Genomic DNA, 23906 nt, shown 5'->3' on the forward strand with positions numbered 1-23906 from the left:
CCCCACCACAGCGTCTCACCCAGATTGTCGCGGAATCTCACCCTGTTTGTCGCGCGGCACATTTCCCCGCAGTACGCATGTACGCGCCACCGTGGCGCGTACATGGAGGTGCCCACCCCGGCATTTGCGGTATGCGTACCTCACCGCTCCATGCCAATGTCTAAGGGGTATAGTCGGCGAAATTAGCCGCCTTGGCTTCTAATGGGAGGGCTAGCCCGTTGGCCAAGAATGCAACCTGATGATAGAAAGCACTTATCTGAATTATTTCAATAATTTGCTCATCGGAGTAGTGCTGTTTTAGACCGCGAAACTCAGCATCTGAAAGGGTTGATCGGTCATGTAGCGCGTCTACGGCTGTCAGGAGGGCTGCTTCTCGCTGGGACCATTTTTCCGGCGCCAATGGATAAGTGAGGGTGCCGGCAATCTCGTCCCTTGATAGTCCTGCCTTCTCGGCAAAAAGCCAGACATGCACGCCCCACTCGTATTCGCATCCTGTCCGCGCGGTGGTCCGGTCAATGATCAACTCTCTCTCCCTCAGAGATAGGGGAGAGTTTGCGAGCAGAGACCCCCGACTAAACTTTTTCCAAGCCCTTTCACTGCGTCCAATAGTGGTAAAGAGCACCAACTGCGGTGCGCCGGTCTTCTCGAAATATTCCTGCAAAAGGGCTGGAAATGGCTCAGCCGCCGGCTCAATCCGTTGCATATTGATCACCTTTTGCTACGATATCAGTAGCAAATTATTGCTACTAAAAATGTAGCGAGTCAATAGGCACATCAGATGGACAAAGAGTCGGCACTCGCTCTCCGCACTAAAACCCAACGGCCCATCATGGTGCTGTTGGATTTGCTGGGCCGTCGCTGGGCGTTGCGCGTTTTGTGGGAGCTAAGAGACGCCCCTTTAACATCGCGAGCTTTGCGAGATGCAGCAGGAGGAATTTCTCCGACTGTCCTGCAAACGCGAATGAATGAATTAAGGGAGGCTGGATTCGTCCAGTTGGACAATCATGGATATTCCCTCACTCCTTTAGGGAGAGACCTGCTGAAGGCGTTCAAGCCCCTCTATAGCTTCGCTGACATATGGGTCAGCACAGTCAAGCCGGTTGGAGCGGACCCAGAATAATCCGAAAGAGAGGTGTTGATGCAACCGCCTATGGCGGGCAGGAGTTTCGCCACAAACTGCGCGCGTGAGATGGCCAATGGGGAGCTGCTCAGAAAGCGCTACACCCTCGGGCAAGCCTGAACGCGTGAGCTAGGAGCACAGTCGGAAAATCCGATAGTGGCATGGCCAGGACAGTCGATCCTCTGTGGCCGTGTCACCGGTCTGAAGCTGAAACATAGAAACGGTTCTGCACCGATTCCCTCCCATGCTGTCACCACCCCCTCACCGGATCATCGGGCAGGTTCCGACGAATTGCGTCGCGACCTTTGGGAGTTTCGCCACCAGTACGCACGGGCGCGTGGGGCGGCAGTGACGCGTCCATCCCCCAGTGAGGGCCGGACCAAGGGTATCAATTGAACTGATACCCTCCCCCGTCACTGTCAGACGATGTCAGATGAACATCCCCGCCAGGCCGGCCTGCTCTAGGAACGGGCCAACCTGGTCGCGGGCCGCAGGCGGCAGAGCAGCATGGCTGTCTCTAAGCCACTTCAGGCACTTGGCTTGGTAAGGAAACGGCGTCTGAACCCAGGGTTTGCCGTCGACCTCAGCAGCCACCTCTGAAGCGCCAGTCGCCAGGGCCTGGGCATTGGCAAGCATCACCGGCGGATAGACGCGACCAATCTCAGCCAGTAACGGCGCTAAGGTAGCTGGCGCCGCCGCCAGCGTCGTCCAGGCCAAGTCGCTCGGCTCAAGCCCCGATAGGTCCTCCATCAGGCTGACCCAAGCATACACACGGGGTGCGGTCTCGGCGGTAAGAGCCATCGGCGTGGGGTCGAACTGGGCAAGCTGGCTCAGTTGACCGAATACGGCGAAGTCGCTCGCCGCAGGGCGCGTCCCCAGCAGGAACGGCTGCTGAGCCAAGTGGGCTTCGAAGGCTGCCAGGAACCGCCTGTAGCTGGCCTCGATCACCGGTCCGGTCACCGCGTTGGAGCCGACCACGCCTAGCCGGCTGATCTGCCGCTGACTGAACACCTGGCCTCGCTGAGCCAACTCCGCATCGGGGACCGAATAGCCCGACCAGCAGGGTAAAATAGCAGCAGCCTTGCGGATGTCTGCATCGTAAACCCAGCGGTAATGGAACATGGCCTTGGTCAGCCACTCGTCGGCGTAGTCCTCAATCAGTTCGTCAAGGAAGGCGAGAGCAGGATCATCAGGGATCACGGAGCGGCCCTCCGCTTCGCGCTCCAGACGGCGGATGATGGGACTGGAGTCGGTAACCGCCTCTAGCTCGCCGCTGTCGCTGGGTAAATAGAAGGTGGGCAGCAGCGGCACCCGAGCCTGGGGCATGGACTTGGCGGTGAAACTGTTAGACGGCAAGAAGCGATAGGGGATGTGTCGGTAGCGCAGCACCGCCAACATCTTTCGCGTGTAGGGTGAGCCAGGGGAGCCACTGAAGGCGACAGGGATCTGCAAGGCCATCGTATCGTTTTCTCCGGTCTGACTGGCACGACGCTACCGCGCTTGGACCAGCCAAGGGACTACTGACAGTCCCGCCTGTTCCAATAGCAATGCTTATGCACTGCCCCAAGAAAGTCCAATACGCTGGTACGCCATTTCTGTAAAGGGGGCACCTCAAGGTTTTACCGCCAGAATACGCTAAGCCAGACAAAACGAGAACGCCGTCAAGCGGCGGTAGCGAGGATATCGTCCTGGAGGCGGAGGGGCCGGTAGTCGGTGGAAAGCTGGGCCGTCTGCTCCCACAGGTAATCGCCGGTGAGACTGATATGAGACCATCCGAGCGGGGCGACATGCGCGAGCAGACGATCGGGGACGTCAACGCCCGTCGACCTCAGGTGCCGCACAGCCCGATCCATGTAGATCGTATTCCAGCAGACGATCGCCGCGATCACCAGATTGAGGCCGGAGGCCCGAAAGCCCTGGTTGAGCAGGGTGCGGTCGGTCATCCGGCCCTGTCGCTGGGTATGGATGGCCTGAGCGAGGAAGTGCCGGGCTTCGCCCTTGTTGAGGCCCGCCCGACAGCGGCGCCGGAGATCTGGATCCTCCAGCCAGTCGAGCGTGAACAGCGAGCGTTCGATCCGGCCGATCTCCTGGAGCGCCAGATCGAGCCGGTTCTGCCGCCGATACGCGGCGAGCTTCTTCAAGATGATCGAGGGCGCGACGGTGCCGGCATCGACGGAGGCGACGGTGTGGACCACCTCGTCCCAGCACTCGAAGATGGCGTCCGTCCGGATCGGTTTACCCATAAGGTCTTTTAGCCCCGGGTACTGGTTTGCAGAACCGATCGGGGCGAGCTTGCGATCGGCCAGGTCGCGCAGCCACGGCACGAAGCGGAAGCCGAGCATATGGCTCAGGCCGAAGATATGATCGCTGGCTCCGCCGGTGTCGGTATAGTGTTCGGTGATCTTCAGTGACGTGCCATGCTGCATCAGGCCGTCGAGAACATATGGCGCTTCGGAGCCTGTCGAGGAGATGACCACCGAGCGATAGGAACCGTGCTGGTCCGAGACATGGGTGTAGAAGCGAACGCCGGGATCGATGCCGTATTTGGCGTTGACGGCAGCCTGGCCTCCCCTGCCGCGGCCGGTCCGAACGAACTGGCCGTCCGAGGACGAGGTGGTGCCCTGACCCCAGATGTCGGCGAAGGAATGGGCATGATGGGTGTCGATGATCGCCGCCAGCGCCGCACCGTATGTCTCCTCGCGCATATACCAGTCATGGGTCCAGGCGAGCTGGGCATAGCTGACGCCCGGGGAGGCGTTCGCCATCCGCTCCAATCCCAGATTGCTCGCGTCAGCCAGGATCGCTGCCAGCACGGCGTTCGGATTATCATGCGGCCGGCCGCTGCGAAGATCGGTGAACGCGGAGAGAAAGCCGGTCCGCCGTGCAACCTCGGTCAGCAGCTCGGTGATCCGGATGCGAGGCAGGATATCATCGATCATCCGGTCCAGAGGCTCGACCTCCGGCGACGTGGCCGCAGTCAGCGGTGTGATGTGCAGCCGCCCGTTGCGCAGCTCGACATCCTTCAAGGCACCCCGCTTCAGCTTCCGCTCGAAGCGGCGGAGCCGCCAGTCGAGCAATCGCGTCCGCCCCTCGATATAGGCGTGGGCATCGAGGGTGAACGGCAACTTCGCCGCCGCGGTCGGGACGGCGGATTTCGGCAGGAGGTAGCGGTCGAAGCGCTGATAGTTGCGCGTGCCGTCAATCCAGATGTCGCCCGACCGCAACCGGTCACGCAAGGTGGCGCAGACCGCGATCTCGTAGCGGCGGCGATCGACCTTGCGGCCATCGACGACGAGCGCCTTCCACTTCTTGTGCGAGAAGCTCATGGGCGCGGACGCCGGAATCTCGACCCGACCCTTGCTGCGGTTCGCCTGGCGCAGGATTTCGATGGCGGACAGGACCGGATCGCGCGTCTTCGTCGCCCTGAACGTGAAGGTTTCCAGGAAGGCGGGCGCGTATTTGCGCAGGGTCATGTATTTCTCGGTGGCGGTGATGAGCGGATCCTCCGCCGCGAGCTCGGCCAGCGCTGCAACCTCCGGCTTGGCCTTCATCAGGGTCCACCAGCCAACCTCTGCGTCGAGCACGTCGAAGGCGTCGATATCCCGATCGTGAGCATTCTGCAGCGCCGACAGCGTCTGGTCGAACAGCCGCATCAGCCGGCCCACATCCTTTACCGTCCCCTGATACTGTCGTTCCTTCCGCCGATTGGCGCGGGTGAACATGGAACCGACCAGTTTGTTGAACATCTCGACCGCGGCGTCAGCAAGCTGGCTTTCCAGGTCGATCATCTGGGCGACCAGCGTCGCCCGGCGGCGGCGAGGGCCATAATCGCTCAAGAGGAAGGCCGGCGCCACGGCGCCTTCCCGCACGAACTGCCGGAAACGGTTTTCATGGATCGCATCCGCCAGGACCGGCTGGAGGGCGATCCGGCGGATATGATCGAGCCGCTCCAGGATATCGTTGAGGTTGCCGGCGCTGGGCGCTTCCGGGAAGCCACGGAGCCAGGCGAGCGGCGTGCGGCCGAGATCCGGATTGGTGCCGAGCAGGGCATCGATCTGCGCCAGCTGGTCCGGCGTCAGCGGCGCGATCAGCGCTTCCGCAGTCAGTCGCCGTGCCCGAGCGCGCCCTGTGGCGCCGGCGCGCTCCAGTGTCCCCGGAGCCGGCAGGATGATCTTTCGATCGCGGAGTCCCTCCATCAGCGCGTTGGCGATATCAACGCCTCTATCGGTCGACCAGGCGGCTTCCGCCGCGATGTCGACCATCAACGGCATGTCGGCCCGCCCCGAGGATCGCAATCCCAATCGCTTCGCCACCTCCTGGCTGTGCTCGAGGCGGGTCGGGCGCCGACGGCCGTAGTCGCGGTAGACCTCCATCGGAACGGCGAGTTGTGCCGCCAGATAGTGCAGTACCTCGTCCGGAACCACCTCCTGATCGCGCAGGCCGAAACCCGGATGCCGAAACAGACAGAGCTGAAGGGCGACGCCAAGCCGGTTGCGATCACCACGCCGGGCGAGGACGAATTCCAACTCCTCGGGACTGAGCGTGTAATGCCGGATCAGTGCAGCTTGGTCGGTCGGGATGCCGAAAAGCTGACACCGTTCGTCATCGGTCAGCAGGTTGTATTGCGCCATGAAGGGCTCCGGCAGGAAGCGATCGGCCCAGACCATCCCAGTGCGCGCGGCGAGTCCAGGGGAATGCTCTATCCCGTCCGCAAGAGGAACGCTTAACGGACGCCTGGCCTGCAAGCGCTTGCGCCTCGAAAATACAGGACGCTGGCCGTCTCATTAAGCTGGTACGGAATTTATTGCAGTGACGGCACCCCTTACGTTACAGATTCCGAGATGACGAACACAATAATCGGCTATGCTCGCTGTTCGACCGACAAGCAGGATCTCGCGGCCCAGCAGGAGGCTTTGTTCAAGCTCGGTGTTGCGGCAGATCGCATCTACACGGATCGGGGCTTCACCGGCACGAACCGGACGCGGCCCGGCCTCGACCAAGCGCTGGCGGCCGTGCGCTCCGGAGACACATTGGTGGTGCCCAAGCTCGATCGCCTCGCCCGCTCCGTCCCTGACGCCCGCGCGATCGGGGACGATCTTTCCGCGCGGGGCGTGCGATTGCAGATCGGGTCCAGCGTCCATGATCCGTCCGACCCGATGGGGAAGCTGTTCTTCAACATCCTCGCCACCTTTGCCGAGTTCGAGGCCGACCTGATCCGCTTGCGGACCCGGGAGGGCATGGCCATCGCGCGCGCGAAAGGAAAGCTGCGTGGCAAGCCGCCGAAGCTGACCCAGAAGCAGCAGACCGAGTTGCGCCGGATGCACAATACCGGCGACTATTCGATCAGCGATCTGGCCGAGGTGTTCTCCGTCTCAAGGCCCACGGTGTACCGGACCCTCGCTCGAACCCAATCTCCTCAGACCGCGGCCTGATCACGTTCCCGGTTTGTCCGGCTTAGCGTATTCTGGCGGTAAAACCTTGAGGTGCCCCCAAGATCGCCCGATCCGACCGATTGCCGGTCCGCTCAACCGGAAGAGGAGCGGCGAACATTGCGGTGATCTTGGCATGCGCTGCGGGCGTCAGAACGAAAAGCGTTTCTACTATTGAGGCTTTACGAAGATTGGACTATCGCGGCATTTATGCAATCGTGAGAACAGTCCGGTCAGCCCCGTCTCCATCTCGGAGAAATGATGAGGAAGCGGCCAGCACAGGCTGGCAGCGCTCTCCCATCGTCGTCAGTGGCTTGAGGCAAAGAGGTGTGAGATGACCGAAAAACTTCGTCTGGATATTCCGATCCTGCTGCCTGACGTGCCGGACGCCGACGATGCCTGCGTCGCGCGGCTCACCTCGGAGATCGGCGGGCGCGCGGGCGTCGAGGAGGTGCACGTGCGGGGCACCGGCCCGGGCGAGCCGGCCCAGCTTTGCGTGCACTACGACCCGGAGATCATACCACTACCGCGGATCCGCGAGCTCGCGGCGAGCGCCGGTGCCACGATCAGCGAACGGTTCGGCCATCTGCTGTGGCAGGTCGAAGGGATCGCCCACCAGCGCCGGGCACGCACGGTTGCCGATGGTCTGCGTACAGTGCCGGGCGTACTGGAGGCGCAAGCGAGCGCCGGCGGGGTGGTGCGTGTTGAATTTGACCGGAGCCAGGGGTCTGAGAAGGCCATCCGCGATGCGCTCGCCAAAATGGGTGTCACGGTGCGTGAGCAGGTCGTCGCCCGGGCGCCTGCGCCGGAGCCGCGGCGTTCCGGGACGGACGAGGCGGCTGACGCGCATGGGGACCATAGTCATGCCGGTCCCGATCATGCCGGCCACGATCACGGCGAAGACAAGGGCGGCAGGGGCGAAAAAGATCACGATCATGCGCATGGCGGCCTTCTGGGGCCCAACACCGAACTGATCTTCTCGCTCATTTGTGGCGCTCTGCTTGGCGTCGGCGTCGCGATCGAGAAGCTCCTGCCGACGGCTCCCTTCTGGCTGCCGACCGCCTGCTATATCGCCGCCTATTTCTTCGGCGGATTCTATACGCTGCGCGAAGCGATCGACAATCTGCGCCTCAGGAAGTTCGAGATCGACACGCTGATGTTGGTCGCAGCGGCGGGCGCCGCGGCGCTCGGCGCCTTCGCGGAGGGGGCGCTGCTGCTGTTCCTGTTCAGCCTCGGCCACGCGCTCGAGCACTATGCGATGGGGCGGGCCAAGCAGGCGATTGAAGCGCTCGCCGAACTGGCTCCACGAACTGCCACTGTCCGCCGCGACGGCGAGACGCGCGAGGTCCCCGTAGAGGACCTCGTGGTCGGTGACGTGGTTGTCGTGCGTCCGAATGAGCGGCTGCCGGCCGATGGATTCCTGGTCAAGGGCGAGTCGAGCGTCAACCAGGCGCCGGTGACCGGCGAGAGCATCCCGGTCGACAAGCGGCATGTCGAGGACATTGCCAAGGCACGGGCCAAGCCCAACGCCGTGGACTCATCCTCGCGCGTCTTCGCCGGCACCATCAACGGCGCGGGTGCGATCGAGATCGAGGTGACGCGTCTTTCGACGGAAACAGCGCTCGCCAAGGTCGTGCAGATGGTGAGCGAGGCCGAGACTCAGAAATCGCCGACCCAGCGTTTCACCGATAAGTTCGAGCGCATTTTTGTGCCGGCCGTGCTGGCGCTCGCCGTCATTCTGCTGTTCGCCTGGGTGGTGATCGACGAGCCGTTCAGCGCGAGCTTTTATCGCGCGATGGCGGTCCTGGTGGCGGCTAGCCCCTGTGCGCTGGCGATCGCGACGCCCAGCGCCGTGCTGTCCGGCGTGGCGCGCGCGGCGCGCGGCGGCGTCCTCGTAAAAGGCGGCGCGCCATTGGAAAATCTCGGCTCGTTAAGCGCGATCGCGTTCGACAAGACCGGCACGCTGACGGAGGGCCGTCCGCGCATCACCGACATCGTCCCGGCCGAGAGTGTTTCGGAAGACGAACTGCTCAGGGTCGCCGTGGCCGTCGAGCAACTCAGCGATCATCCGCTTGCGGAGGCGATCGCACGCGACGGCCGTGAGCGGTTGGGTGGACGCGACGTCCCGGAGGCGCAGGATCTCAAGAGCCTCACCGGACGCGGGGTGACCGCAACGTTGGAGGGCAAGCCGGTCTGGATCGGCAAGGCCGAGATGTTCGGCGCCGACGGCATTGCGCCGCTGGGCGAGGCCATGAGAGCGGCCATTGCGAAACTGCGCGACGGCGGCCGCACCACGATGGTCGTGCGCTACGGCGACAAGGAACTCGGTGCGATAGGCTTGATGGATACGCCACGCGCCGCCGCGCGTGTCGCGCTGGCGGAACTGCACGCGCTCGGCATCAAGCGGATGATCATGATCTCCGGCGATCACCAGAAGGTCGCCGACGCTATCGCCAAGGATGTCGGGCTCGATGAGGCCTGGGGCGATCTGATGCCGGAGGACAAGGTTGAGGCGATCAAGAAGCTGAGCGCCGAGCAGAAGGTCGCCATGGTCGGCGACGGCGTGAATGACGCGCCTGCGATGGCGAGCGCGACGGTTGGCATCGCGATGGGCGCGGCCGGCTCCGACGTCGCTCTAGAGACTGCGGACGTCGCGCTGATGGCCGACGATCTCAGTCACCTGCCCTTTGCTGTGGGCCTCAGCCGCCACACCCGCGGGATCATCTTGCAGAACGTGTTCATCAGCCTCGGCGTGGTCGTGATCTTGGTGCCGGCGACGATCATGGGGCTCAGCATCGGTGCGGCAGTCGCGGTGCATGAGGGTTCGACGCTCGTGGTCGTCGTCAACGCGCTGCGGCTGCTCGCGTATCGCGACAAGAGACAATAGCAGCTCGGCGTATTCCCCACCGGAGGAGCCGCCCGGGCAATGTGGGCGGATACGGGAGCCGGCGAAAGATACGAAGGCTATTCCAGCCGTATTGGAACGGCGAGCATTGTCCTGTCAGGTTCTCCCTTACAGTCAGGGTCGTCCTGACAGTAGGGTTCGTAGTGTGGCGCAAGCTATGCCGTTCATTCTGTGGAAATCGGAACGCGAGGTCGCTAAGCTGGCCGCAGGGCCGGGCGGCATTCACATTTGCGACGCTTGCGTCGAAGCGAGCCGACTTTTCATGTCCGGCACTGCTGCACTGCCGCGGGATTTTGATCCGGCGACGTGGCCGACTGATCGTTTCGTCGCGGCCCTTGGACCCCTCCACGCCACAGCAGAGGCGCACCGCGAGCATCTCGCGGAGATCGTCGACACGCTCCGCCATCGAGAGGTAAGCTGGGCAAAGATTGCAGAGCCCCTCGGCGTGTCCTGCCAAACTGCGTAGGAACGGTTCGGCGGGCAATAGTCGGCTTAGGGAGATTCCGCGAGGGGCGGCGATCAAGGCTCCGCGCGGTACTTGTCCGGATTTCCCGGCCGCCCTCAGCCTTCGGCTGAGCGAACTGTTGGGCATCCACGCATAATTGTGGTTGGAACCCAATGCGAAGATTGCCGTTTTCCTTACTGCCATGGCCCGTTTCGTTTGTGGTCGGAGGCGGCATGAAAAAAGGCTTATTTGCTATCTCTGACGTCGGGCATAAGCCGCGATGTCAAGCGTCGGACCTTCGGAGCTGCGCAAGAGTCTTTGATTGTACGATACCTAAAGGAGGTGATGATGCGGAAACTTCTCATAATCGGGATCAGCGCGGCCTCGGCGTGCCTCTTGTATTCCAATGCGGCGAGCGCTTTGCCCGGCGCCGCTCCTAAATCTCTGGCGCCGAGTGCGTCCATCGGAGGGGACCTATTCCAACAAGTTCATTCCCGCAAACACCGCCACCGACATCGGCATTATGCATATCGTGGCTACAGGGGATACCCGATCGGCCCTTATCCGTACGCCGCGTACTCCTATCCCGTCTATGTGCCGCTCTATTATGGTCACCATTTAGGTGGCTATTACGGTCACCATTTAGGTGGGCACCTTTCCAGTGGACATAATTTCGGGGGTCATTTGCAGCACCACGGGCATCATTAGCTTTGCCGGCTCGTGCCTTGAGAAGGCGAATCGTCAGACATCGAAAGTCTGGTCGAGCTTATCACCCTCTAATCGTAGTGGCGCTGCGCGCGAACTTGGACAATCCGCAAATCCGCAGACTCTACTTTTGGCTCGGACGGGCGTGGAAATGTAACGCTGAAAATAATTATAAGCAGGCGCAATCAGCGACTACTGCAAAAAAAGCTGCCCTGTTAGCTGTACCTCTCTCGATCAAAGCGTTTCTGGCAAACTCGCGCGATTGATGGGGTGTCTCTCGCACATCTTTGTAACCGGGCTTATTTCGAAAGGAACCCAAATAGCACCGCAGCGTTGTCTATGCCGAATAACGCACATTGGGCGGGTAAATGGCAGACAACAGACCTTCGATTGCACGCGAGAAGCTGGCGGCGCTGCTGAACGAAGACTTGGCTCGCGAATACCAAGCGATCATCGCGTACGTTGTCTATTCGCAAGTGCTCAAGGGTGCTGAGTATATGAGCATTGCGGATCAGCTACAAAAGCACGCCGCGGAAGAGCTGAAACACGCGCTGACGATATCTCGGCAAATTGATTATCTCGGCGCTACACCAACGACGATTCCAAAACCCATCGAAGTATCCGATAGCGCGGAGAAGATATTGCGGGCAGATCTTCAGAACGAGATCGACACAATCAAGAACTATCGCGAGCGGATCCGTCAGTGTGAAACATTGGGCGAATTCGCTATCGCCGAGCACATCCGCGAGATCTTGCTCGATGAGCAAGACCATTTGATTGATCTTGCCACCGCTCTGGGCGAAGACGCGCCAGATTTGACCAACTAGCATCGCGTGCGAGGTGCACGCACGCCGAAGGATTTGAGTGCGAGGTCTGTCCGCGCCCAATGTGTTGATTATTTTGTCGAAATGACGATTTCTGGCGTGGACGCGCGCCTCAAATATTAGCTTTTGCCATCGTTGGGTGTTGAGGGCTGGATCATGCTTTTCAGAGGGGCAAGAGAGCGGAGAGTTGCGAAGGTCACAATGCTGAGGATCAGGGCAATATCATAGAGACCGTAGCCAACAGCTCCCCCGAGCGCCCCTGTTGCCCACAAGCTGGCCGCTGTGGCTGTGCCGGACGTATGGTCTCCGCGCTTCAGGATGGCACCTCCGCCAATGAATCCTATTCCCGTAATCAGACCTTCGAGAATCCGAGCCTGACCCATCGAGGTCTCGCCCAAGACGCGGATCGCGACGAGCACAAAACCGCACGCGGCAATCGCGACGAGCGGAAAGGTTCGTAGACCAGCGCTGCGCTCCTGACTTTCCCGCTCCCATCCAATCGGCAATGCCAAAATGTAGGCGATAGCCAAATCGACCAAGTGGGAGCCCATTTCTACCCAATTCAAGGCTGCAAATCTCATCGTCATCTCCCACTCGCCAACGGACATCCAGAACAATAGTGCTCGTGCAGGGGTTCCTGTTACTCTGTTACACGACGAAGAGATTTTCCGTGCCCAGCCTCTTCCGCCCCAGTCGATGATTGGCTACCGCTCGGCCAGAAATTCTCCATTCGTTCAGAGCGGGCGGAATGTTACAAAATGAATGCGAGATTCTAGCTAAAAAATCCCGGGGGTTTGCAATTGACTTTCAATTGCGGAGCCCGAACACATGGCGGCGGGACCGGCTCCCGGCGGTTGTCAAGATTGGACAGGCGCCTTATTTCATGTTGGCAGACTTTTACTCGTAGGAGGTTGCTGTGGGTTCGCATTTTCTCGACCGTCTGTTTGGCCGGAGGTATGGCGGCGGCCATGGAGGCGGTCATCATGGAGGCGGCCACGGAGACCGGTACGGCCGAGGGCCCGATCGTGGTGCGCCTTGGGGCAATCAGCAGAATCCGGACTGGGATCAATCGCCGCCGCCCGCGCAACAGCGGGTGCTTGTGTGTCCCAGCTGTCGCTCTGACAACGCGCCGGACAGCCGTTTTTGCGCCAATTGTGGCCAGCGCTTCGGATCGTCCGAGGCGGCGTGTTCGAAGTGCAATGCGTCAATTCCAGCCAACTCTAAATTTTGCCGCTCTTGCGGTACGGCGGTGGCCGGAGCAAATCCTGAGGGAAAGTGAGTCCTATCTTCACGCCGACGTCCGATTGGTGAACATGTGAGGCTGAAGGCCTCGTGCATTCACAGGAACGCGACGTCATGCCCGGTTGGGGATGAGAGTGATCGTCGAAAAGAATCTGCATCCGTGCCCGAGGCTGTACAAGCAGGAGCTGATGCCGAGGCGCGCCGTCTTAACGAACTGAATTCTAGGCGCGAGAGGGTGACATGGCCGCAGGGGTTTCAGCGAGCGACCCAGTATCTACCGCGACAGCAGCGGGGCGGCATAAGCGCAGACTGTACATTGCGCTGACCCTCACCACCACTTTTATGGTTGTCGAGGTTATCGGCGGCTTGTGGACCGGCAGCCTCGCTCTCCTTGCCGACGCAGCCCACATGCTCACCGATGCCGGCGGCCTGGCATTGGCTTTGATCGCGATCCGTTTCGCCGAACGGCCACGGACACCACAGAACACCTTCGGCTATGTTCGTATGGAGGTGCTATCGGCGCTCACCAACGCCGTGGTTCTCCTCCTCCTGACTGTATATATCCTCTACGAGGCCTATCAGCGATTCTTGAGCCCGCCGGAGATCATCGGCGGACCGATGCTGGCCGTGGCAGTTGCCGGTCTCGTCGTCAACCTGATCAGTATGAAAATGCTCTCCGCCGGCTCGGCGGAGAGCCTCAACGTCAAAGGCGCCTACTTCGAGGTGCTGGCGGACATGCTCGGTTCGCTCGGCGTCATTGTGGCTGCAATCGTGGTGGTTCTGACCGGCTGGCAACTAGTCGATCCGATCATCGGCGCCGGCATCGGGCTGTTCATTGTCCCGCGCACGTGGATCCTGCTCAAGCAAGCGATCCATATTCTAATGGAGGGCACGCCGCCGGAAATCGACATGGCCTTGCTTGAAAAGAGGCTTCTCGAGATTCCGGGCGTCCTTGCCGTTCGTGATCTCCATGTCTGGACGATTACATCCGGCGCCGATGCGATGAGCGGCCACCTTGTCGTGACTGACACGGCTTCAGCCCGGACGATACTGGCCGAAGCTCAGGAGGCGCTGAAGACTGGCTTTGGCCTGACACATGTGACGATCCAGATCGAGGACGAAGCGCTTGAGGGAGCCGAAGCCAAGCGGCCGTTTTGATTTCGTCGAGAGTTTGCCGCAGTGAACGAGTGAGGACGACGTGGGTAACGATCATTGGAATGAACGCTCTTTCCGAAAGGGTCCTGGATCAAATCGATACCCGGCGCCCAGGTCCGGTTACTCGACTGATGCTCCGCCGCGGGCGCCGATCTCGTGGGTTGTCGTCATCTTCGGTCTCCTTGCATGGACGGTCGTTGTCTATGTTGGATATGTCGCACTCGATATCGCCCTGTCGTGGCTCTCAACCAGCGGCGGCGCCGTGTTGCAAGCGGGGAAGGACGCCGGAAGCGCGATAGGCGTCGGCAAAGAGGTCGGCGTCGCGATCGACAGCCTGAAGTCCACCGGTCTCCTCGACCAGGCGGTCTCCTTGCTGATGATCGTCCTGAAGCCGGCAGCCATCGTGATTTGGGCGCTTGGCGCGCTGTTGATCGTCCTCTTGCCGAGGATGCTTTGGCGTTTGGGTGGAGCATTCGGCAGACGCCGACATTAAGTAAGTGCTATCGCTCCGGCCGCGCTCTGGAATGATCCCAGTCATATCTTGAACCACTGCCTTGTGGTAATTCCACTGTCGCAAATGAGTGACCGGCGGCATGATTGGGGTAGCCATCACCCAGTTTCGGCAAATTCTAGAGTCGAGGAAGGATGACAGAAAAACAAGACCATCCGGGATCTGCTCCTCGCCTGATCCTTTCCCTGCCGGGCAACGAAGCCTTTGGGCAGCATCTGGCAGCAGCCGGGCATTGGGAGCTCGGCACAATAGGAACCCGGCAATTTCCGGATGGCGAGTCCTACGTCCGTATCCTTTCCGACGTTGCAGGCAAAGCGGTCGATCTGGTCTGCACACTCGCAAGGCCCGATGATGGCTTCTTGCGTCTTGTCTTCGCGGCAGATGCCGCGCGGGCGCTCGGCGCGCGAGAGGTCACTCTGATCGCGCCTTATCTCGCTTATATGCGGCAGGATCGCCGTTTTCAGCCGGGTGAGGCGGTGACGTCGAAGAGCTTCGCGCGGCTCGTCTCGTCGAGCTTCGACCGGCTGGTCACCGTCGATCCGCATCTGCATAGATATTCGACTCTCTCGGCGCTCTACACGATCCCGACGGATACGCTGCATGCGGCGCCGCTGCTGGCGGATTGGATTGCCGCGGAAGTCGACAATCCTTTTCTCGTCGGTCCCGACGAAGAGAGCGAGCAATGGGTATCGGCCATCGCCGCACGCATTGGCGCCCCACACGCGGTGCTGCGCAAGATCCGGCATGGCGATCGCAATGTCGACGTCGAATTACCCGATCTGTCCAGATGGCGTGGCCGGCAGCCGGTGCTGGTCGATGACATCGCCTCGTCCGGCCGCACGCTGATCGAAGCGGCTCTCAAACTTCCGCTTCAAGGCTTTGCGCGACCCGTGGTGGTCGTTGTGCATGGCATTTTTGCCGAAGATTCTTTCCAGCGCCTTGCGCCGCTTTGCAGCCGGATCGTTTCGACAGATTCTGTTCCTCACGAGAGCAATGCCATCGGCCTTGCGCCGCTGGTTGCGAACGCGCTCGGATTGAGCGCTCCATCGTCGGCAGACCTCGTCCGGCACCGGCGTCCGCCCGAGCCCTTGGATGAGGTGGAGCGGGCGGGTCTCGATTCCTTTCCCGCGAGCGATCCGCCATCCTGGACGAGCGGGGCGCGGTGAAAGTGCCGCCTCCCGAAACCAGATCCAATAAAGGCGACGATGCAGCATGAGCGGCACGGCCTCCAAGATGTTCAACACTTGGCGCAAGGGATACGGCCCGATTGTCCATCGTGAAGAGACGGTCGAGCGCATAGTGGCGCTGGCTTCGTCCGGCCGCATCGATCCGCAACCGCTCTATCGGATGCTGGTGGCTGCCGACCGCCTCACCTCCGCCGCCATGTGGAGCGTGGTCCATATGACCTACACCAAGCGGGTCGATCTCTCTGGCGCCCCGCTCCCGGCGGACGCTTTCAAGACCACCCCGGAAGGACATACCGGCGGCTCGCTCAACATGGTCCCGGCTTTTGTCGGCTATCTGACGGCCAATGCGATTTCAGCGACGACGCGTTCCTGGCTGATGGGCCAAGGCCATTGTGTTGCCGCTATCGAGGCCGTCAACGTCCTCACCGGCGATGTCTCACCGGCGCAGAAGGGCCGCTACGATCGCAGCGAGAAGGGATTGTCGCAACTCGCCGCCGACTTCTACTCATACAAGATCGGCCCCGACGGCGCTCCGGCCGTACCGCTCGGCAGCCACGCAGGACCGAATACCGCCGGCGCGATCTCCGAAGGCGGTTATCTCGGCTTCGCGGAGGTGCAGTACGTGCACATGCCGCTCCCCGGCGAAAGCCTCGTGGCGTTCCTGAGCGACGGCGCATTCGAGGAACAGCGCGGTTCGGACTGGACGCCTCGCTGGTGGCGGGCCGAAGATTCCGGCCATGTCATCCCGGTCATGATCCTCAACGGGCGGCGTATCGAAGAGCGCGTCCAGATCGCGCAGCAGGGTGGCGCCACATGGCTCGCCGACCATCTCAAGCTCAACGGCTTTGATCCCTTCATCGTCGATGGCCGCGATCCAGCCGCCTTCGCAGGGGCCATTCTAGAAGCCGAGCGCCGACTCCAGAGTTTCGCTGCGGATGCGGCGCATTCCTATCCGGCGCCGGTTCCTTATGTGATCGCCGAAACCGTCAAAGGGTTCGGCTTTCCGGGAGCGGGCACGAATGCCGCGCACAATCTGCCGCTCGGTGGCAATCCCGCGCAGGACGAAGCAGCCCGTACCGCCTTCAACGATGCGGCCCGCGTGCTGTTCGTGCCGCCTGACGAGATTGAGCAAGCCGTCGCAGCGATCGCTGTCCATGGCAAGCAAGGCCGCGTGCCCGAAAGCCGGCACCCCCTCGCGCTGCGGCGGCCTCCGACTCCAGTACTCCCCGAACCTGATTGGACCGTAGCCGGCAGTCCGCCCGACTGCGCGATGCATGCTATCGACCGCTGGTTCGTCCGCCTCGTCGATGCGAACCCCGGCCTTCGGCCCCGTGTCGGCAACCCCGACGAACTGCGCTCAAACCATATGGGTGCAACCCTCGACAGGTTGCGCCACCGGGTGAACGTTTCGGAGCCCAACGTCGCCGATGCCGTGGATGGGGCGGTCATCACCGCGCTCAACGAGGAAGCGGTTGCGGGCGCGGCGCTCGCCAACAAGGGAGGCATCAACCTGATTGTCAGCTACGAGGCTTTCGCCTTGAAGATGTTGGGCGGGCTTCGCCAGGAGATCGTCTTCGCCCGTCGCCAGCGTGAGGTCGGCCAGAAGCCGGGTTGGGTATCCGTCCCGCTCATCGTCACGTCTCATACCTGGGAGAACTCCAAAAACGAGCAGTCGCATCAGGACCCGACCATTGGCGAGGCGCTGCTCGGCGAGATGTCCGACACGGCACGCGTTCTGTTCCCCGTGGATACCAACAGCGCCATGGCCGCCCTGCGAGCCGTCTACCAGGGTCGCGGACAGGTAGCCTGCCTCATCGTGTCGAAGCGCGACATGCCGTATCGCTTCGGTGGCGAGGCTGCGCTCAAGTTCATTGCCGATGGCGCCGCTCACATCGAAGGCGAGCGCGACGGGGCCGAGTTGCAACTGGTTGCCATCGGCGCCTACCAGCTCGAGGAGGCGCTCAAGGCAGCACATCGCCTCAAGACGCACGGCCGCCGCGTTCTCGTAACCGCTCTCTCGGAACCTGGCCGATTCCGAATCCCCCGCGATTCCATTGAAGCCGCCTTCACAGCTAGCGAGCAGGATATTGCGGCGCTGTTCCCGGCCGGGCTGCCGCGAGTCATCGTGTCTCACGCGAGACCGGAACCAATGCTCGGCTTGTTGCGGCGGCTCGACTCCGGGCCTCAAAGGACTGTCGCGCGCGGCTATATCAGCCGGGGCGGCACGCTCGACGTTGCAGGCATGCTGTTCGCTAACCGCTGTAGCTGGGCGCATCTGGTGGACGCGGGAGGCGCTCTCCTCGGCTGCAAGCGCGAGGAGATTCTCTCCTCGACCGAGCAAGGCGCGCTCGACGGACGCGGCGATCCGGCGGATTTGGCCGCCTTCACATTCTGAAAGTTCGCAATGTTGACTCTGACCTCTCTCGGCGGCGCCGGCACTGTCACCGGCTCGAAACATCTCCTCACCAACGGCGGCAAGCGCATCTTGATTGATTGCGGTCTATTTCAAGGCCTCAAGAACCTTCGCGAGCTGAACTGGGAACCGTTGCCGGTCGCGCCGTCGAGCATCGATGCCGTCGTCTTGACCCATGCTCATCTCGATCACTCGGGCTACTTACCCAAGCTCGTGCGTGACGGCTTTCGTGGCCGCATCTACGCGACCGCGGCGACACGCGATGTCGCAGAGCTCATCCTCAAGGACAGCGGCTACCTCAACGAGAAGGACGCTGAGTACGCCAATCGGAAAGGGTTCTCCAAACACAAGCCGGCGCTGCCGCTGTACGGCGCGCGTGATGCCGAACGCGCCATGGAGTTCTTTTCGCTTGTTCCTTTCAACACGGTCACGACGCTCCCAGGTGGTGCGACCGTGAGGTTTCGCTACGCCGGCCACATCCTCGGAGCCGCCAGCGCCGAGATCGAATGGGGCGGCCGCCGCATTGCTTTTTCAGGGGACCTTGGCCGCTACGGCGACCCAATCTTTCCGGACCCGGCAGCTATCGCCGAAGCAGATTACGTCGTCGTTGAATCGACCTACGGAAACCGCCTCCACGATTCTGCCGATCCCACCGAAGCGCTCGGCAAGGTCATCGAGCGCACCATCAAGCGCGGCGGCACCGTCGTCATCCCGGCCTTTGCGGTCGGGCGCGCACAGTCGCTGCTCTATCATCTGTGGCGCCTGCAGACCGCCGGCCGTCTATCGGGCGTCCCGATCTATCTGGACAGCCCGATGGCGATCGAGGCGACAGGCCTGCTCCACGCCCACCACGACGATCACCACTTGTCTTCCAAGGAATGCGACGCGATCTGCGGCATCGCCACCTATACACGCGATGTGGAAAGCTCCAAGGCGATCTCGACCAGCCCCTGGCCCAAGGTCGTGATATCGGCGAGCGGGATGGCGACGGGAGGCCGTGTTCTCCATCACCTCAAGGCCTTCGCGACCGATCCCAAGCACACGATCCTGTTCTCCGGGTTCCAGGCCGCTGGAACGCGAGGCCGAGCGATGCTTCAGGGCGCGCGCGACATCAGGATCCATGGCCAATGGGTGCCGGTTCGGGCAGAGGTCGATGACCTGTCGATGCTGTCGGCACACGCTGATGCTAGCGAGCTGATGCGCTGGCTCTCCGGCTTCCGCCGCGCTCCGTCTCGCGTCTTCATCGTCCATGGCGAGGCCGACGCCGCCGAAGCGCTGCGGGTGCGGATTGATCGCGAACTTGGGTGGGATGCCGCTGTGCCACGTCAGAACCAGATCTTCGATCTATGACGACGACAGATAACGCTGCTCGTGCCGATCAACCAAGGCACCGTGTACGCCGTCTCCGGCTGCATAGCCAGCATCAGGCGATCGTAATCATGCGTGCCGACTGTCACGTCTGCCGGGCCGAGGGATTTGCTTCGCGCTCTCAGGTTCTCGTGGCCAATGGCAAGCGCCAGGTCCAGGCGACTCTTTTTCAAGTCGACGGTGAAGCCATGCTGGGCCTCGACGAGATCGGACTGTCCGAAACCGCCTGGGACCTTCTTGGCGTCGCGGAAGGCGACGAGGTCAGGGTCTCCCATCCACCCGCAATGGATTCGCTCGCTGATGTGCGGCGGCGTATCTATGGCAATCGTCTGGATACGTCCGCCTTCTCGGAGATCGTGAGGGATGTTGTCGCCGGCAGCTACACCGACGTGCACCTCGCCGCCTTCCTGACCGCGAGCGCCGCGCTGCCGCTGGACGAAGAGGAGACGGTTAGTCTGACGAGGGCAATGGTGAATGTCGGCGACCGCCTGCGCTGGGATGCCGCGATCGTGGTCGATAAACACTGCATCGGCGGGCTTCCTGGCAACCGCACCACGCCGATTGTCGTGGCGATCGTGGCCGCGAACGGCCTCGTCATGCCCAAGACCTCCTCGCGCGCGATCACCTCGCCGGCCGGTACGGCCGATATGATGGAAACCTTGGCGCCTGTCGATCTCGACATCGCGACTCTCCGACGCGTGGTGGAGGCGGAAGGGGGCTGCATTGCCTGGGGCGGTGCGGTCCACCTCAGCCCGGCCGACGATATCTTCGTGCGGGTGGAGCGCGAACTGGATATCGATACTGAAGGTCAGTTGATTGCGTCCGTCCTCTCGAAGAAGATCGCTGCAGGCTCGACACACGTGGTCATCGATATCCCGGTCGGCGCAACCGCGAAGGTGCGCGGTAAAGACGTCGCTGACCGCCTTGCCGAGCGCATGACCGCAGTGGCTGCGCGCTTTAACCTTGCCGCCTTATGCCTTCAAACCGATGGCTCGCAGCCCGTCGGCCGTGGCATCGGTCCGGCGCTCGAGGCCTTCGATGTGCTCGCCGTTTTGCATAACAAATCCGACGCGCCCGATGACCTGCGCCAGCGAGCTGTCACGCTGGCGGGCGCGGCACTGGAAATTGGCGGAAAGGCCAGCAAGGGAAGCGGCGTGACGCTGGCGCTCGCGACGCTTTCCGACGGCCGGGCGTGGAAGAAGTTCGAAGCCATCTGTGAGGCGCAGGGCGGACTGCGCACTCCGCCGCAGGCGCGCCACGTCTATCCATTGGTTGCGCCGCGCGCAGGCCGAATCGTTCATATCGACAATCGCAAACTAGCGCGGCTTGCCAAGCTGGCCGGTGCGCCCGGCGCCAAGGCTGCCGGCGTCTTCATGGAGGTGCGGCTTGGCGCGGAGGTTGATCGCGGACAGCCGCTCTTTCATGTCCACGCCGAGACACCCGGCGAGCTCGCCTACGCGCTCGACTATGCGGCACGTGCTGGCGATATTCTGATAGTCGGGTCTTGAAGGCTCCCTGCTGGCGGTTGAGTCGGATCGTCTAGGCTTACCTGGGGGCACCTCAAGGTTTGTTCGCTAAACCGCGTTTAGTTGGACGGACCGGGAACGCGGCGATTTGGGCTTGCGGCCGAGCAGCTTTTCGCCGTCTGGCCGGAGATCCCCTGTGGGCGCGACATGGCGGTAGAGCGTCTGACGGGTGACGCCGAGTTCGGCACAGAGCTCACCGATTTTCGTCTCGGGTTTGCCCATGGCCGCCTGCGCCAGCCGCAGTTTCGCCGACGTCATCTTGAAGGGCCGGCCGCCGTTGCGCCCGCGGGCTCGTGCTGCGGCGAGGCCGGCATTGGTGCGCTCGACGATCAGCTCGCGCTCGAACTCCGCCAGCGCCGCGAAGAAGTTGAACATCAGCCGGCCGTTGGCCGTGGTGGTGTCGATCGCGGCGCCTTGGCCGGTGAGCACCTTCAGCCCGACGCCGCGTCTATTGAGAGCCTGCACGACATCGACGAGGTGCTTGAGGCTGCGGCCCAGCCGATCGAGCTTCCAGACCATCAGCGTGTCGCCATCGCGCAGCGCTCTCAGGCAGGCCTCCAGTCCTGGGCGGTCGTCGCGTTTTCCCGACGCGCGATCGGTGTAGAGTTGATCGACGGCGACGCCGGCCGCCACGAGCGCGTCGGATTGCAGATCGACGACCTGGCTGCCGTCCGTCTTGCTCACGCGCATGTAGCCTATCAGCACCAGCTTCTTCCCTTCCGGCGCCGTCACGCAAACGGCCGATTATCCGAGCGCCGCTACTGCAGCTTGATGATCGACGAATCGTGTCACTAATCCCGTCATTCTGTCAAAGGCCTGCAAACGCATTGAGCTGTTGATTGTGTGACGCAATCCGACTGATCGGACTCGGCGAGGTCGGTGAGGCGGGTTAGGGTCGATCATCCTTGGGGAGGATGGCCGACATGGCGCGGCGGGAGCTGCTGACCGATGACGAGCGCGGGCGCCTCTTCGGCATTCCCGAGGGCGAGAGCGAACTCATCCGGCATTACACCTTGTCGCCCGCTGAGTTCGACCTTGCCGCCGATCGGCGCGGCAGTCGCAACCGTCTTGGATTTGCGGTCCAGCTTTGCCTTCTGCGCTATCCGGGGTTTGGCCTACGCGCCGGCGATGCGGTGCCCGACGCGCTCCTGACCTACCTTGCTCATCAGCTCGGGCTCTCGGCGGCAGCCTTTCGCGATTATAGCCGTCGCACCCAGACCCGGCTCGATCACGCGGGCGAACTCTTCGGCTATCTCGGCTTGCGCCCCTTCATCCGTGCCGATGTGCCGCTCGCTCTCGATCTCGCCGCCGCAGCCGCGTGGTCGACCGACAAGGGCGAACCGATCGCTCACGGGATTGTCGAAGGTCTGCGTTCCGCCAAAATCATCCTTCCCGCCCCCGACACGATCGAACGAGCCGGATTGGCCGGGCGGGCTCGCGCTCGACGGAAAGCCGCGGAAGCTCTCGTTGCTCCATTGGCGCCCGAGCAACTCGGCCGCCTCGATGCTCTGCTGGTCAACGATGCCGCGCTGAACTCGACCCGGTTTGCCTGGCTGCGCGACATCCCGGAGTCGCCCTCGACGACGAACATCAACGACCTTCTGGATCGCTTGGCCTTCGTGCGCGGCATCGGCATCTCCGCCGATGACGTCATGTCCGCGGTTCACGAGCACCGCTTCCGGCAGTTCGTGCGCGAAGGCGCGGTGGCGCCGGCGTTCCTGCTCTCCGACTACTCCGCAAACCGACGCCGGGCGACCCTCATTGCGAGCCTGATCGACCTCGAGATGCGACTGGCGGATGCCGCGATCGACATGTTCGACAAGCTCGTCGGATCCCTCTTCAGCCGCGCCCGGCGCGGTCAGGAACGGCGCTACCAGGCAACGACCCGTGACGTCGGCCAGCTCATGCGCCTGTTTGGCCGCACGATCGCGGCGTTGTCGGAAGCGCGCGAGGGCGATACCGACGCTCTCGCCGTGATCGACGAGACGGTCGGCTGGCATCGGCTCCTCGCCGCCAAGCCCCAGATCGATGCGCTGGCCGAACTGGCCGACGAAGACATGCTGGCGGCCGCGACCGAACGTTACGGCACGATCCGCCGTTTCGCGCCGGCGTTCCTCGAGGCGTTCGCTTTCCGCGCCGCTGGAGGCGGAGCTTCCCTCCTGCGGGCGGTCGAGATTTTGCGCGAGCTCAACCGGCGTGGCCGGCGCGATGTGCCGGACGATGCGCCGCTGCCGTTCAAAAACAGGCAATGGAAGCGGCTCGTGCGCCAGGGTAACGGCCGGATCGACCGCCGGCTCTATGAGACCGCCGTGCTCTCGACGCTGCGCGACCGGCTGCGGGCAGGCGACGTCTGGATCGAGTGCTCGCGGAACTATCGGCGCTTCGACGCTTATCTGCTCTCGAAGCGGGCAGCGGTCGAAATCGCCACCGGATTACCGATCGGTGTTGCCGCGGACGCCTACATTGCAAGTCGCGCCCGCGTTTTGGATTGGCGATTGAAGCGCTTCTCTGCGCTGCTGCGGCAGGACAAGCTGGAAGGCGTGTCGATGGTGCGCGGCAAGCTGAAGGTGAAGCCGCTGCCGCCGGCGACGCCACCCGAGGCCGACATGCTCGACCGCAAGCTCGACGCGCTCTTGCCACGCCTGCGCATCACCGATCTGCTGCGCGAGGTTGCGGCTCGGACGGGGTTCCTGTCGGCTTTCCGCGATCTGCGCAGCGGCAAGATCCACGACAACCCGAACGCCGTGCTCGCCACTGTCCTGGCCGACGGCACCAATCTTGGCCTCGAGCGCATGGCGAACGCCAGCCAAGGCGTCAGCTACGCCCAGCTCGCCTGGACCCACAACTGGTATCTTTCGGAAGAAAACTATCGCGCCGCGCTCGCCATGATCGTCGATGCTCATCACCGGCTGCCATTCGCGCGTCACTGGGGCGACGGCACGGCCTCTTCCTCCGACGGGCAGTTCTTCCGGGCTGGCCGCGAGCGCGCGGGCGCGGCCGAAGTGAACGCCAAGTATGGGGGCAGAACAAGATCTGCTCGAAATCGTACGCTAATACCAAGACTCTTGGATCAGAA

18 protein-coding genes are annotated in these 23906 nt (G+C 62.5%); 13 read left to right on the forward strand and 5 right to left on the reverse strand.

Going from position 1 to position 23906, the window contains the following annotated elements:
* Positions 1 to 160: 160 nt before the first annotated feature.
* Positions 161 to 703, reverse strand: a complete 543-nt coding sequence (locus IE243_RS19215) for a carboxymuconolactone decarboxylase family protein (protein WP_132011006.1) — start codon at positions 701 to 703, stop codon at positions 161 to 163.
* A gap of 75 nt (positions 704 to 778) precedes the next feature.
* Here IE243_RS19215 and IE243_RS19220 point away from each other — a divergent pair, with 75 nt between their 5' ends.
* Positions 779 to 1120, forward strand: coding sequence for a winged helix-turn-helix transcriptional regulator (locus IE243_RS19220; protein ID WP_132011008.1), 342 nt, complete (start codon positions 779 to 781; stop codon positions 1118 to 1120).
* A gap of 429 nt (positions 1121 to 1549) precedes the next feature.
* On the opposite strand, the gene IE243_RS19225 is transcribed toward IE243_RS19220, so the two are convergent.
* Entirely contained in the window at positions 1550 to 2578 is a 1029-nt protein-coding gene (locus tag IE243_RS19225) for a glutathione S-transferase family protein (protein WP_132011010.1), read from the reverse strand.
* A gap of 203 nt (positions 2579 to 2781) precedes the next feature.
* A complete protein-coding gene (locus IE243_RS19230) occupies positions 2782 to 5751 on the reverse strand; it encodes a Tn3 family transposase (protein WP_191320993.1) in 2970 nt (989 codons plus the stop codon).
* A 210-nt stretch (positions 5752 to 5961) separates the two neighbouring features.
* On the opposite strand from IE243_RS19230, the gene IE243_RS19235 reads away from it, so the two are divergent.
* The 4 genes from IE243_RS19235 (at position 5962) to IE243_RS19250 (ending at position 11431) form a co-directional block, all read left to right on the forward strand.
* Entirely contained in the window at positions 5962 to 6552 is a 591-nt protein-coding gene (locus IE243_RS19235) for a recombinase family protein (protein WP_172687272.1), read from the forward strand.
* Positions 6553 to 6883: 331 nt separating this feature from the next.
* A complete protein-coding gene (locus IE243_RS19240; protein WP_062313650.1) occupies positions 6884 to 9436 on the forward strand; it encodes a heavy metal translocating P-type ATPase in 2553 nt (850 codons plus the stop codon).
* Between the two features lie 175 nt (positions 9437 to 9611).
* Positions 9612 to 9920: a ClpX C4-type zinc finger protein gene (locus tag IE243_RS19245; RefSeq protein ID WP_054164251.1), complete on the forward strand. Its 309-nt coding sequence runs from the start codon at positions 9612 to 9614 to the stop codon at positions 9918 to 9920.
* Positions 9921 to 10972: 1052 nt separating this feature from the next.
* Positions 10973 to 11431: a ferritin-like domain-containing protein gene (locus IE243_RS19250; protein WP_062313648.1), complete on the forward strand. Its 459-nt coding sequence runs from the start codon at positions 10973 to 10975 to the stop codon at positions 11429 to 11431.
* 116 nt (positions 11432 to 11547) lie between these two features.
* Here IE243_RS19250 and IE243_RS19255 read toward each other — a convergent pair whose 3' ends face one another.
* Entirely contained in the window at positions 11548 to 12009 is a 462-nt protein-coding gene (locus IE243_RS19255; RefSeq protein WP_054164268.1) for an MgtC/SapB family protein, read from the reverse strand.
* A gap of 518 nt (positions 12010 to 12527) precedes the next feature.
* Between IE243_RS19255 and IE243_RS24005 the strand changes: the two genes are divergently transcribed.
* The 7 genes from IE243_RS24005 (at position 12528) to IE243_RS19290 (ending at position 20812) form a co-directional block, all read left to right on the forward strand.
* Positions 12528 to 12707 (forward strand): zinc-ribbon domain-containing protein, encoded by a 180-nt coding sequence (locus IE243_RS24005; protein ID WP_373301726.1) that lies wholly within the window; start codon positions 12528 to 12530, stop codon positions 12705 to 12707.
* Positions 12708 to 12910: 203 nt separating this feature from the next.
* Positions 12911 to 13828, forward strand: a complete 918-nt coding sequence (locus IE243_RS19265; protein ID WP_054164248.1) for a cation diffusion facilitator family transporter — start codon at positions 12911 to 12913, stop codon at positions 13826 to 13828.
* A 40-nt stretch (positions 13829 to 13868) separates the two neighbouring features.
* Positions 13869 to 14318, forward strand: a complete 450-nt coding sequence (locus IE243_RS23590; RefSeq protein WP_244526140.1) for a hypothetical protein — start codon at positions 13869 to 13871, stop codon at positions 14316 to 14318.
* 152 nt (positions 14319 to 14470) lie between these two features.
* Positions 14471 to 15502, forward strand: coding sequence for a ribose-phosphate pyrophosphokinase (locus IE243_RS19275; protein WP_062313644.1), 1032 nt, complete (start codon positions 14471 to 14473; stop codon positions 15500 to 15502).
* A 46-nt stretch (positions 15503 to 15548) separates the two neighbouring features.
* Positions 15549 to 17918 carry a phosphoketolase family protein gene (locus IE243_RS19280; protein ID WP_062313642.1) on the forward strand — a complete coding sequence of 790 codons (2370 nt, stop codon included), beginning with the start codon at positions 15549 to 15551 and terminating at the stop codon, positions 17916 to 17918.
* A 9-nt stretch (positions 17919 to 17927) separates the two neighbouring features.
* Positions 17928 to 19286, forward strand: coding sequence for an MBL fold metallo-hydrolase RNA specificity domain-containing protein (locus tag IE243_RS19285; RefSeq protein ID WP_054164245.1), 1359 nt, complete (start codon positions 17928 to 17930; stop codon positions 19284 to 19286).
* Positions 19283 to 20812 (forward strand): thymidine phosphorylase family protein, encoded by a 1530-nt coding sequence (locus tag IE243_RS19290; RefSeq protein ID WP_062313640.1) that lies wholly within the window; start codon positions 19283 to 19285, stop codon positions 20810 to 20812. The genes IE243_RS19285 and IE243_RS19290 overlap by 4 nt, the downstream gene beginning before the upstream one ends.
* A gap of 66 nt (positions 20813 to 20878) precedes the next feature.
* Here IE243_RS19290 and IE243_RS19295 read toward each other — a convergent pair whose 3' ends face one another.
* Positions 20879 to 21535 (reverse strand): recombinase family protein, encoded by a 657-nt coding sequence (locus IE243_RS19295; RefSeq protein WP_067990406.1) that lies wholly within the window; start codon positions 21533 to 21535, stop codon positions 20879 to 20881.
* 218 nt (positions 21536 to 21753) lie between these two features.
* On the opposite strand from IE243_RS19295, the gene IE243_RS19300 reads away from it, so the two are divergent.
* A partial coding sequence (locus IE243_RS19300) for a Tn3 family transposase (RefSeq protein WP_191320994.1) occupies positions 21754 to 23906 on the forward strand: 2153 nt, incomplete at its 3' end.

Source organism: Camelimonas fluminis (genome assembly GCF_014656355.1).
In the GTDB taxonomy this organism is placed as follows: domain Bacteria; phylum Pseudomonadota; class Alphaproteobacteria; order Rhizobiales; family Beijerinckiaceae; genus Camelimonas; species Camelimonas fluminis.

Coding starts and splice junctions, on each gene's coding strand:
- IE243_RS19255 (WP_054164268.1), bottom strand. CDS start 12,009: ATGAGATTTGCAGCCTTGAATTGGGTAGAAATGGGCTCCCACTTGGTC.
- IE243_RS19240 (WP_062313650.1), top strand. CDS start 6,884: ATGACCGAAAAACTTCGTCTGGATATTCCGATCCTGCTGCCTGACGTG.
- IE243_RS19275 (WP_062313644.1), top strand. CDS start 14,471: ATGACAGAAAAACAAGACCATCCGGGATCTGCTCCTCGCCTGATCCTT.
- IE243_RS19220 (WP_132011008.1), top strand. CDS start 779: ATGGACAAAGAGTCGGCACTCGCTCTCCGCACTAAAACCCAACGGCCC.
- IE243_RS19265 (WP_054164248.1), top strand. CDS start 12,911: ATGGCCGCAGGGGTTTCAGCGAGCGACCCAGTATCTACCGCGACAGCA.
- IE243_RS19230 (WP_191320993.1), bottom strand. CDS start 5,751: ATGGCGCAATACAACCTGCTGACCGATGACGAACGGTGTCAGCTTTTC.
- IE243_RS19245 (WP_054164251.1), top strand. CDS start 9,612: ATGCCGTTCATTCTGTGGAAATCGGAACGCGAGGTCGCTAAGCTGGCC.
- IE243_RS19285 (WP_054164245.1), top strand. CDS start 17,928: ATGTTGACTCTGACCTCTCTCGGCGGCGCCGGCACTGTCACCGGCTCG.
- IE243_RS19280 (WP_062313642.1), top strand. CDS start 15,549: ATGAGCGGCACGGCCTCCAAGATGTTCAACACTTGGCGCAAGGGATAC.
- IE243_RS19290 (WP_062313640.1), top strand. CDS start 19,283: ATGACGACGACAGATAACGCTGCTCGTGCCGATCAACCAAGGCACCGT.
- IE243_RS19215 (WP_132011006.1), bottom strand. CDS start 703: ATGCAACGGATTGAGCCGGCGGCTGAGCCATTTCCAGCCCTTTTGCAG.
- IE243_RS19235 (WP_172687272.1), top strand. CDS start 5,962: ATGACGAACACAATAATCGGCTATGCTCGCTGTTCGACCGACAAGCAG.
- IE243_RS19250 (WP_062313648.1), top strand. CDS start 10,973: ATGGCAGACAACAGACCTTCGATTGCACGCGAGAAGCTGGCGGCGCTG.
- IE243_RS19225 (WP_132011010.1), bottom strand. CDS start 2,578: ATGGCCTTGCAGATCCCTGTCGCCTTCAGTGGCTCCCCTGGCTCACCC.